The 9,875-nt window shown below is 45.1% G+C and carries 8 protein-coding genes and 1 pseudogene; 4 read left to right on the top strand and 5 right to left on the bottom strand.

Features of this window, described 5'->3' with window-relative positions:
- The first annotated feature begins 9 nt into the window (after positions 1 to 9).
- Together QUB14_RS00175 and QUB14_RS00180 are read left to right on the top strand one after the other, a co-directional pair.
- A complete protein-coding gene (locus tag QUB14_RS00175) occupies positions 10 to 1,509 on the top strand; it encodes a response regulator (protein WP_333213834.1) in 1,500 nt (499 codons plus the stop codon).
- A gap of 180 nt (positions 1,510 to 1,689) precedes the next feature.
- Positions 1,690 to 2,535: a TdeIII family type II restriction endonuclease gene (locus QUB14_RS00180; RefSeq protein ID WP_333213832.1), complete on the top strand. Its 846-nt coding sequence runs from the start codon at positions 1,690 to 1,692 to the stop codon at positions 2,533 to 2,535.
- A gap of 42 nt (positions 2,536 to 2,577) precedes the next feature.
- Here QUB14_RS00180 and QUB14_RS00185 read toward each other — a convergent pair whose 3' ends face one another.
- From QUB14_RS00185 to fabI, 4 genes are all read right to left on the bottom strand, one after another.
- The gene (locus tag QUB14_RS00185; protein WP_333213830.1) at positions 2,578 to 3,342 is read right to left on the bottom strand and encodes a PmeII family type II restriction endonuclease; all 765 of its coding nucleotides are present in this window, start codon (positions 3,340 to 3,342) and stop codon (positions 2,578 to 2,580) included.
- A complete protein-coding gene (locus tag QUB14_RS00190) occupies positions 3,317 to 4,288 on the bottom strand; it encodes a site-specific DNA-methyltransferase (protein ID WP_333213828.1) in 972 nt (323 codons plus the stop codon). The genes QUB14_RS00185 and QUB14_RS00190 overlap by 26 nt, the downstream gene beginning before the upstream one ends.
- A gap of 78 nt (positions 4,289 to 4,366) precedes the next feature.
- Positions 4,367 to 5,005 (bottom strand): imidazoleglycerol-phosphate dehydratase HisB, encoded by a 639-nt coding sequence (hisB, locus tag QUB14_RS00195; protein WP_190657741.1) that lies wholly within the window; start codon positions 5,003 to 5,005, stop codon positions 4,367 to 4,369.
- A gap of 207 nt (positions 5,006 to 5,212) precedes the next feature.
- The gene (fabI, locus tag QUB14_RS00200) at positions 5,213 to 5,989 is read right to left on the bottom strand and encodes an enoyl-ACP reductase FabI (RefSeq protein WP_006634022.1); all 777 of its coding nucleotides are present in this window, start codon (positions 5,987 to 5,989) and stop codon (positions 5,213 to 5,215) included.
- A gap of 340 nt (positions 5,990 to 6,329) precedes the next feature.
- Here fabI and ntcA point away from each other — a divergent pair, with 340 nt between their 5' ends.
- Together ntcA and QUB14_RS00210 are read left to right on the top strand one after the other, a co-directional pair.
- Positions 6,330 to 6,995, top strand: a complete 666-nt coding sequence (ntcA, locus tag QUB14_RS00205; protein WP_006634020.1) for a global nitrogen regulator NtcA — start codon at positions 6,330 to 6,332, stop codon at positions 6,993 to 6,995.
- Between the two features lie 77 nt (positions 6,996 to 7,072).
- On the top strand, positions 7,073 to 8,806 hold the full coding sequence (locus QUB14_RS00210) for a DUF3084 domain-containing protein (RefSeq protein WP_333213826.1): 1,734 nt from the start codon (positions 7,073 to 7,075) through the stop codon (positions 8,804 to 8,806).
- A 343-nt stretch (positions 8,807 to 9,149) separates the two neighbouring features.
- Here the strand turns inward: QUB14_RS00210 and QUB14_RS00215 are convergent.
- Positions 9,150 to 9,875 (bottom strand): annotated as a pseudogene (locus tag QUB14_RS00215) (hypothetical protein); the annotation flags it as partial.

Here is a 9,875-nt window from a genome sequence, read left to right on the forward strand (position 1 = left end):
GGAGTAAAAATGACTAGCGAATCTTTAGACAGAGGCACCATTTTAATTGTGGATGATACGCCCACTAATCTGGGTTCAGTATTGGATTTTTTGAGCGCATCTGGCTTCACTGTTTGGGTAGCTCGCAGTGGGTCTAGCGCTCTCAAAAAAGTGCAATATTCCCAGCCGGATTTAATTTTGTTGGATGTTCTGATGCCAGAGATGGACGGATTTAAAACCTGTCAAAATCTAAAAGCAAATGACTTAACTAAAGATATCCCAGTTATTTTTATGACCGCGCTGGACGATACAGAAAGCAAAGTCAAAGGCTTTAATGTGGGGGGAGTTGATTATATCACTAAGCCCCTTCAACAGGAAGAAGTTTTAGCTCGGGCTATCACGCACCTGAATCTGCGAAATCTAACTAAAAAGCTTCAGGCGCAAATTGTCGAGCGCGAGCGAGCGCAAGCCGACCTACAAGTTTTGACACAAGAGCTAGAGACGCGAGTAGAACAGCGCACCGCTGAACTTTCCCAAACGAATGAACGCCTCAACCAGGAGGTTGCTGAACGCAAGCTTGCAGAAGCAGCTTTGCAAGCATCGGAAGCGCGAGAGCGGCACAAAGCCCTAGAGCTCGAAAATTCCCTGCACGAACTCAAGCAGGTGCAAAGCCAGCTCATTCAGAGCGAAAAAATGTCCGGGCTAGGTCAGCTCGTAGCTGGCGTAGCCCATGAAATCAATAATCCAATTAATTTTATTTATGGAAATCTTTCTTATGCTCTGGAATATTCAAAAACTTTGGTCACTATCCTTGACCTCTACGAAAAGCACTATCCTAATCCGGCTCCAGATATACAAGCAGAAATCGCCACAAGCGAGCTAGATTATCTCAAAGACGACTTGCCTAAAATGTTCAAATCGATGTACTTAGGAGCCGATCGCATCCGCGAAATCGTTTTATCTTTGCGCCTCTTCGCACGGCAAGAAGGATATGAAATGAGATCGGTCAACCTTCACGAAGGGATCGACAGCACGCTGATGATTTTACAGAGTCGGCTAAAATTTAACTCAGACCGCCCCTCGATTGAAGTAGTGCGGGACTATTGCCCAAACCTGCCCGAAGTGGACTGTTATGGGGGAGAAATGAATCAGGTATTTATGAATGTACTTGCAAATGCGATCGATGCTATTGACGAGTGGAACACGCAGAGATCGCTAGAAGAAATTAAAGCGAATCCTAGCGTGATTCGGATTAGCACAGAAGTAACAAGCAGCAATTGGGTAGCTGTCCGAATTGTGGACAATGGGCCAGGGATATCGGAAGAGGTTCGTCGCCACGTATTTAACCCGTTTTTTACGACAAAACCCCCCGGTAAGGGCACAGGGATTGGGTTGTCGATTAGCTGGCAAATTGTAGTGGAAAAACACCGGGGAAGCTTGGGGTGTATTTCTGCACCAGGCGGGGGAACAGAGTTTACTATTGAGATTCCGATTCGGCAGGAGTCTCCTGTCTTGTCGCTGTCAGCTTGATCTTCTGCAAAAAAGTTAGTGAATCCATAGGGTTAATTTTTTAAACTACTCCCCAATCTAGCCAGCTTAAAAAAAGTTGTCTGGCCGCTGCTTGTCAAGTTTCCTCACCAACGATCGTCATCCCAATTTGGTATTACAGTTTTCAACAAGTCTCGTCAACAGAATGTTGGCAGTAAAATAATGTCAGCTATTAGCTCAACTACCCGCGTCATAATCAAAGCATACTTAGAAGTTTTCATCGACAATCTTGTCAATGAATACAGAGGACGGCTAATACCGAAACTTGATATTCCAGCAGCATATTTATCATGCAAATCCTCTAAAGGTCAATTGAAACCATTCCAGGCTGCTATTATGCCCTCAGAATTGCTCCGAATTAACGAGTTTGAAAGAGGTTTCAGCAGCAGCTTGGGCACAACTTATGAAGAATGTGCAAAACTCATTGCTTTGGAACATCACCAAGAAGCAAGCAGAAGCTATGAAATTTCTGGCGAAGTTAGCATAGAGGCTATCAATGAAATTGAGCGTCAGATAGCGCTATTTGAACAGTCAGCAGACAATAATGCAAATAAACCTGCTTTTGAAGAAATGATAGAAGCTGTTCTTGTGGCTCAAAAAACGAACCATTTAGTTACGCGATCGGTCAGAGTCAAAGCAGATTTGTACGTCCTATCCCATGACGGGAGGAAATTTTTCTTTGAAATTAAAGGATCGAAACCCAACAAAGGGCAATGTTTGGAGGTAATTCAACGCCTGCTGAGATATCATTTACTGTGCGGACTGTCTCGGCCCGATGCTCAATCTTATTATGCTATGGCTTACAATCCTTACGGGCCAAATCGTTCAGATTATAAATGGCCAGTGGCAAGGAAGTACACGCCTTTTGAACAAGCTGTCATTATGGGACATGAGTTTTGGAATATTATAGGGGGAGAGACTGCCTACGAAGAACTTTTGGATATATATCAAGAAGTGGGGCGGGAGAAGGGTAAGCATATGCTTGATGCTCTTGCTTTTGGATTTTAGGGGTTCAAATAATGAACACATGGTTAAAATTAGATAGAGGACTTACTTTTTTTTTCTTGGCTTTCTTGGTGGTATCTTTCCACTGTTAAGCTGAACAATTTTTTCCCAATCTAATGACCCTTCTGATGTAGAAAAGTGTTCTAGAAACTCCTTAGTAAATCTATTGACTGCATTACTCCAAGCATCTTGATAATCAGGGCGATGCCGACTAGGATAATCTTTCATTAATCGGATCAGTTTAAGATAGAATTCCGGATCGCCTGTAATTTCTTCCCAGAATGACTGACCAGACCGGACTGCATAAAGTCGCTTATCACTCGGTTCACTGGTGGCGCGTCCATAACATTGTCCTAGTAATGCCCTAAACTGCTTGTTAATGTTTTTGCTAAGAAACATAGCCTGAGCATTTTCAAAGTTATCTTTTAACTTACGTTTCTGGTCTGCATTTCCCCAATTTGGGCCAGATTTAACTTGAACGACAGTGTAAGCTTGAGGCGTGTCAATAACCACATCCATGCCGACATCAGTGGCTGCCACGCCTCCACCAACAGCTTGAGCAATTGGCTCAAAAAATATATGACCAAATAGACCTTCATCTGATGATGACATATACGCTTGAAGTAATTCTTTGACAATTTCCGAGCCATCCTGCATACCGATAGCACGAAACAAATATGGATTTTTTCGCCGTAAAGTATCCCACAAATCTAAGTGTGAAAGCTTTTTAATGCGGCGGTCATAAAATATGTCGAGTTGTTTCTTAATCAAAGCTTCTAGCTCATCAGGGCTGATTGATAGAATACTCACTGCCTTTCTCCCATAATGTTAATTGAGTTGCTTCGCGCAAACGATTTTGAGCAATAGTGCAGTATTCTGCATTCAATTCTACTCCAATAAATCGACGATTTAACTCTTGACAAGCGACAGCCGTTGTCCCTGACCCCATGAAGGGATCTAAAACTACATCATTATATTGCGTGAACAATTTAATAAACCATTTTGGTAATTCTACTGGAAAGGCTGCACTGTGTCCCCGATTGCTGCATTCTGTTGCTAAATGCAAAACATTTGTGGGGTAAGCCAGCTCGCGATTGACCCAATTAGAAACATTTTTACCAAAGCCACTGCCAACTTTGGAATTGTCCCGCTGCTTGTCTGTCTCGCTCAATTTGGTCAACCTCTTATTTTTCCAATCGCCCATAGGTACCATCACAGCTTCTTGATACATAGCAAATTGTTTGTTCATGGTGAAATGCAAGCAGCGTTCCCATGAATCTCGGAAACGATTTGGCCATTTTCCAGGGAAACAGTTCTTTTTGTGCCAGCAATACTCTTCCACCCAAAGCCAGCCTTGTTTTCGTAAAGCTAATATTATCTCAATCACAAAAGTGTGTCGCTCCCCATTGACAACAGGTTCTTTAATATTGAGAATAAACGAGCCTGTGGGTTTGAGAACCCGCTGCAATTCTTCAGCTATAGGTAAAAACCAAGTGACGTAATCATCAGCTTTCATGCCGCTATAGGTTTTACTTCGCTTGTCTGCATAGGGAGGAGATGTAATAATTAGATCGACACACTGTGCTGGTAACAGAGGCAATATATTACGACAGTCACCTTCAAAAATTCTGTCGGAAAAATCTGAGATTGGTGCCGTTTCTCTCGCTTCTTTCTCATCGAGTGAAGGAGAGATACTGTAACTACCTTTATTGGATATGTTATTAGTCTCAACTAAATTTGTTTTATTAGCTTTCATAGGTTTAATTATAGGGCGATAATAACTGAAAGTAGCAGGTTTGCAGTTGCGCTCGATCGGGCAACTGCAAACCCCATACTACAAAACTCCTTTAGAACTCGGAATCCGACTGGCGCGCCGCGGATCGATTTCTACCGCCATCCGCAGAGCTCGCGCAAATGCTTTAAACGCCGCTTCCACAATGTGATGAGAATTTCCCCCCTGCAACTGTCGAATATGCAGCGTCATTTGAGTGTGGTTCACCACCGCCGAAAAAAACTCTTTGACTAATTCAGTATCGTAAGTGCCGATCCGCTGGTTGGGAATTTCCAAGCTGTAACTTAAGTGAGGCCGTCCCGAAAAGTCTAGCACTACTTCAATTAAAGCTTCATCCAATGGTGCGATGAAATGCCCGAAGCGAGAAATGCCCGATCGATCGCCGACAGCTTTTGCCAGCGCTTGGCCTAAGGTAATTCCCACATCCTCGTTCGTGTGGTGGTCGTCAATCTCCAAATCACCGATCGCCTGCACGTCCAAATCGATCAATCCGTGAGAAGCAATCTGGTGCAACATATGGTCTAAAAACGGAATCCCCGTAGACGCCTTGCAAGTTCCTACACCGTCTAGATTGAGGCTGGCCGTGACATCCGTTTCCAGTGTCGTGCGTTTCACCAAGGCGGCCCTAGCTGGTTGAACTGAAGTTGCAGGAGGCACAGAAGGGCGATCTATTATCTCCATAATTCGCAAGGGGTCATTCATTAGTTATTGATAATTAGTAATTGAAGATTACAGATTGAGCAGCGCTGATTCTCAAGTGTTTAGTTAAGAGAATTATCCACAACTCAAAACTCTCGAAAGGGGCGGTTTTTGCATAAAACTTACTTGTTAAAGTTAAAGTTTATTGTCTCAACCCGCCCCTACATAACTCAAAATTCTCGACAACTGTTACATTCCCATGATTTCGTAACCAGCATCGACATACAAAACTTGGCCCGTAATTCCGCTAGCGAGATTGCTGCACAGAAAAGCCGCAGCATTTCCCACTTCCTGCTGAGTCACCGTCCGCCGCAGCGGCGCCACTTCCTCAACGTGGTGGATCATGTCCAGAATACCGCCAACTGCTGACGAAGCCAGAGTCCGAATCGGGCCAGAAGAAATCGCATTTACCCGAATATTTAACGGGCCCAGTTCAGCAGCCAGATAGCGAACATTCATTTCCAAAGCCGCCTTAGCAATTCCCATCACATTATAATTAGGAACTACCCGGACGCCGCCCAAATAAGTCAACGTCACAATACTGCCACCCTCGGCCATCAGCGGTTTAGCTGCTGCACAAAGCCGTACCAGCGAGTAAGCGCTAATATCCAAAGCATTGGAAAAACCTTGGCGCGAAGTGTTGGTGAAATCTCCCGAAAGTTCGTCCTTGCCGGCAAAAGCCAGACAGTGGATCAGGACATCTAACTTGCCCCACTTGTCGGCGATGGTTTGAAAAGTAGACTCAATTTCGCTCTCGTCTTGGACATTGCAGGGCAAATACAGACTGGGATTGAGCGGTTCCACCAGTTCAGCGACTTTGCGCTCGTGCTTGCCTTTCTCGTCCTTCAAATAAGTTATGCCGAGGTTGGCCCCAGCTTTGTGGAGCTGCTGAGCGATACCCCAGGCGATCGAGCGATTGTTGGCAATGCCCGTAACAAGAGCATTTTTTCCGGTCAAATCTATCATCTGTATTTCTTCTAGAAGCAACTAGCACCGTTCTCATTGGCTCTGTGCGACAACCCCGCCAGTTTAGACACAACTGATTCAGCTTTAACTGATTGAGACACAATTGAGACACAATTGAGACACAATTGAGACACAATTATATTAATTTTGCTGTGGAGCTACATGGGGGCGGAATTGAAAAAGTTAAGAGAAGGGCTAGATTTAATCATACAGTGCGTGTTTACCTTAACATTAGATGGAAGTAACCGAATCCTTGGATATTGGAGGTTGGGCAGTATATTTACTCAATAAGGTTAATCGGCAAGTTATAAAGTATTGATTAGTACAGAAGGATCTAGTCGTGACGCATGATAGACCGCTAGCAGCCGTGTTCCGCCAAATCAGCGGCGGGGCGTTTCCACCCATTGTGGAAACCTTTGAACGGGGCAAGACAATTTTTTTCCCTGGAGACCCGGCTGAGCGCGTCTACGTTCTCATTAGAGGTGCTGTGAAGCTCTCCAGGGTGTACGAAGCAGGGGAAGAAATTACAGTCGCCCTCCTGCGCGAAAATAGCGTATTTGGGGTGCTGTCTCTGATTACGGGACACCGATCGGACAGGTTTTACCACGCGGTAGCCTTTACGCCGGTAGAGTTGATCTCGTTGCCGATCGAACAAGTCGAGAAAGCGCTCAAGGAAGACCCGGAACTGTCGATGGTGATGCTGCGGGGACTGTCGTCTCGGATTTTGCAAACCGAGATGATGATTGAAACGCTGGCCCACCGAGATATGGGTTCGAGACTGGTCAGCTTTTTGCTGATTCTGTGCCGGGATTTTGGCGTGCCCGGTACAGAGGGGATTACGATTGATTTGAAGCTGTCCCACCAGGCGATCGCCGAAGCGATCGGCTCGACTCGGGTAACGGTGACTCGTTTGCTGGGGGATCTCAGGCAAGAAACAATGATCTCGATCCACAAGAAAAAGATCACAGTCCACAACCCGGTGGCTTTAAGCCAGCAATTCACTTGATGCCGAGAAAGTATAGGATTTTGGATTTTGGATTTTAGATTCAATCCAAAATCCAAAATCCAAAATCTAAAATCGGAATGACTGCTGGATACATCCTGGTATTTGTAATGTTAGTGTTGGGGGGTGTGATCGCCACTGTCAGCGATCGCCTTGGGACGAAAGTCGGCAAGGCAAGGTTGAGCTTGTTCAAGCTTCGCCCCCGCGATACTGCTGTTGTTGTGACAGTGATGGCCGGCAGCATCCTGTCAGCAATTACTCTGGCCATTTTGTTTGCTACTAGCAAGCCGCTGCGAACGGGAGTTTTTAGAATAGACGAGATTCAAAAAAGGCTCAACAACGCCCGCAGAGAAATCAACCAGGCCACTCAAGAAAAAAATCGAGTTGAAAGTGAATTAGCTCGAGCCAGAGCCGCTCAAGCGCAAGCTAGAGCCAATTTAGAGCAAATTAATCAATCGCTCCAAGCAGCTAATGCCGAGCAAGCTCGGACGCAAACAAAATTAAACTCGCTGCGGGCCCAGCTCAACAGCGTGCAAGCAGCCAAGTCTAAAACTGAACAGCAGTTAAGTCAGGTAGAAGCGGCTAAATCTAAGACAGAAGAACAGCTCAGCAGCGTGGAAGCAGCTAAATCCCGCACCGAAGAACAATTGAAACTGGTTGAAACGATCCGATCGACTACACAAGCTCAGCTCGATCGCACTGAGAACCAATTGAAAACAGTTTCTGCTCAAAAAACGACTTTAGGATCGGAAATCGCCCAACTGCAAGAGGAACGCCAACAGTTAATCGAGCAGCGAGAGCAGGTAAAAACTCAAATTGCCCAGCGAGACGCAGAAATTGCCAAGCGAGACGCAGAAATTGCCCAGCGGGACAAGGAAATTGCCCAGCGAGAGGGAGAAATTGTTAAGCGAGACGCAGCAATTGTCGATCGCAACGAACTAATTGCCCAGCGAGACAAGGAAATTGCCCAGCGGGTGCAAAATCTCGCCGAGCGCGATCGAACTATTGTCGAGCGCGACAAAGTAATTGCCGAGAGGGAAGCACTCTTAGAAACCTTGGCACAGCAACAAGCTCAACTCGAACAGCAACAAACTGTCTTGCAGCAGCAAGTGCAAGTTTTGGAACGCGACTTTCAGGCAATCCGCGAGGGTACAGTTGCCATCAGGCGCGGTCAAATTTTAGCTGCTGGCGTCGTTCGCATTATCGAACCCGGTATGGCGAGCCGCGCGATCGATCGACTCTTGCAAGAAGCAAATAAAACAACCGTCGAACTGATGCAGCCGGAAAATAAGAAGGCTAAAGAGCAGGTTATTCAAATTACTAAAGCAGAAATCGATCAACTAATTAGTCAGGTTAAAGACGGTCAAGACTACGTGGTGCGGATTGTCGCCGGCGCTAATTACCTGCGGGAAGAAAAGCTAATTAAGGTATTTGCAGAAGCAGAAATCAATCGAGTTGTTTTCCGCGCCGGAGATGTGATTGCAGGGGTTGCTGTCGATCCGGTGACTTTGACCGACGAACAGGTGCGACAGCAGTTGCAGCAATTGATAGAAGCTTGTCAATTTCGCGCTCGCCTGATCGGTGTTGTGGGCGGTAGAGTTCAAGTGGCCGACAATCAGATTGAGACTTTAGCTGGTTTTATCGAGCAGTTGCAGCAGTACGAGAAACCGCTGGACGTTCAGGCGATCGCCACAGATGTCACTTACATCGCCGGCCCGCTTAAAATAGATTTAGTTGCTCTTGACAACGGAGTCGTTGTTTTCCGCACCGGACAACAAAAACAAAGCCCAGGAGATTTGAAAGTTAAAAAATAAGTGCGATCAACTTATCGAATTATTGCAAAAATTTTGGGCGATCGAATTACAATTTTGCTTGACATTTTCGCGCCCTTGACATATCATTAAATCATGGGAATCCGTGCCGCCATATATATAGCAATCGTAGGGTGCGTCGCCACCAAAAATCTGGAAGCACCACCAACAATCTCACAGCGACGCACCGCACCGCTAAGAAGGCAAAGAAAGAAACTAAGAATCGAACCCTGAGATATTGACATCACAGAACAAAATTTTGCTCAATTCATAGCATTTGTAATAATTATTGTAACAGTATATTGTTGAGTTTGTCGATGTACAACTTGGGGGTTGATCGGAAAGATCATAAGTTGTCTAGCCATGATTCTTGGCTTACTTTTTCATCATGCAATGTTTTTCGCATATTCATCTTTCTTGGATATCTTTCCCCGCGAGCTTTCATGGCATCCTTTCTATTTTCCTCCATATACTGCTTGTGCTGATTGTAAAGCGTCGGCAAATTTTCAACTTCTCGATCGGAAAGACCATAAGTAGTTTTCCAATAGTTCTTGGCTTCTTCATGCAATGTTTTATGACCCACCACAATCTGTTTTTCATATCTTTCCAAGCAAGCTTCTATGGCCTTATGAAAGTCTCCGTCCCTGTCACGATACCATATTGGCGAAAAGACACCCATTCCGCGTTCATTTTTCTCAGAAAAACGCCCATATATTGACTCAATGCGTAGATGAAAGCTGGGATCTTTTCGCTCGAATGCATTAATGTACGACTTAACATTCTTAATCCTGTTATACAAAATAGCATCACCGAGACTATAAGCGACTACTACATCACTCCCACCTGGCTCATAACAAAGCGGGTTTGTCCTACTTCCCATTGGGCATGGTCGAACAATTTTCATTAATTCAGGGGGTAAGCCATGCAGCTCGTTATCAAAAATTGCCTCTATTATTCCTCTCTCAGTACGAAAACGCTCTGTAGCTGATGGAATTTGAATATTCTTTGCATGATCCAGATGTACTCCCCCTGGATATTTAGACGATGGAGTTTGATTGTTACTCCGCATCGC

It is taken from the genome of Microcoleus sp. B3-D2 (assembly GCF_036705345.1).
Taxonomy (GTDB): domain Bacteria; phylum Cyanobacteriota; class Cyanobacteriia; order Cyanobacteriales; family Microcoleaceae; genus Microcoleus.

What these genes read in the sequence shown, in the direction of transcription:
- QUB14_RS00175 (WP_333213834.1), top strand. Translation starts at nt 10, where the DNA reads ATGACTAGCGAATCTTTAGACAGAGGCACCATTTTAATTGTGGATGAT.
- QUB14_RS00180 (WP_333213832.1), top strand. Translation starts at nt 1,690, where the DNA reads ATGTCAGCTATTAGCTCAACTACCCGCGTCATAATCAAAGCATACTTA.
- QUB14_RS00190 (WP_333213828.1), bottom strand. Translation starts at nt 4,288, where the DNA reads ATGAAAGCTAATAAAACAAATTTAGTTGAGACTAATAACATATCCAAT.
- hisB (WP_190657741.1), bottom strand. Translation starts at nt 5,005, where the DNA reads ATGGAGATAATAGATCGCCCTTCTGTGCCTCCTGCAACTTCAGTTCAA.
- fabI (WP_006634022.1), bottom strand. Translation starts at nt 5,989, where the DNA reads ATGATAGATTTGACCGGAAAAAATGCTCTTGTTACGGGCATTGCCAAC.
- QUB14_RS00210 (WP_333213826.1), top strand. Translation starts at nt 7,073, where the DNA reads ATGACTGCTGGATACATCCTGGTATTTGTAATGTTAGTGTTGGGGGGT.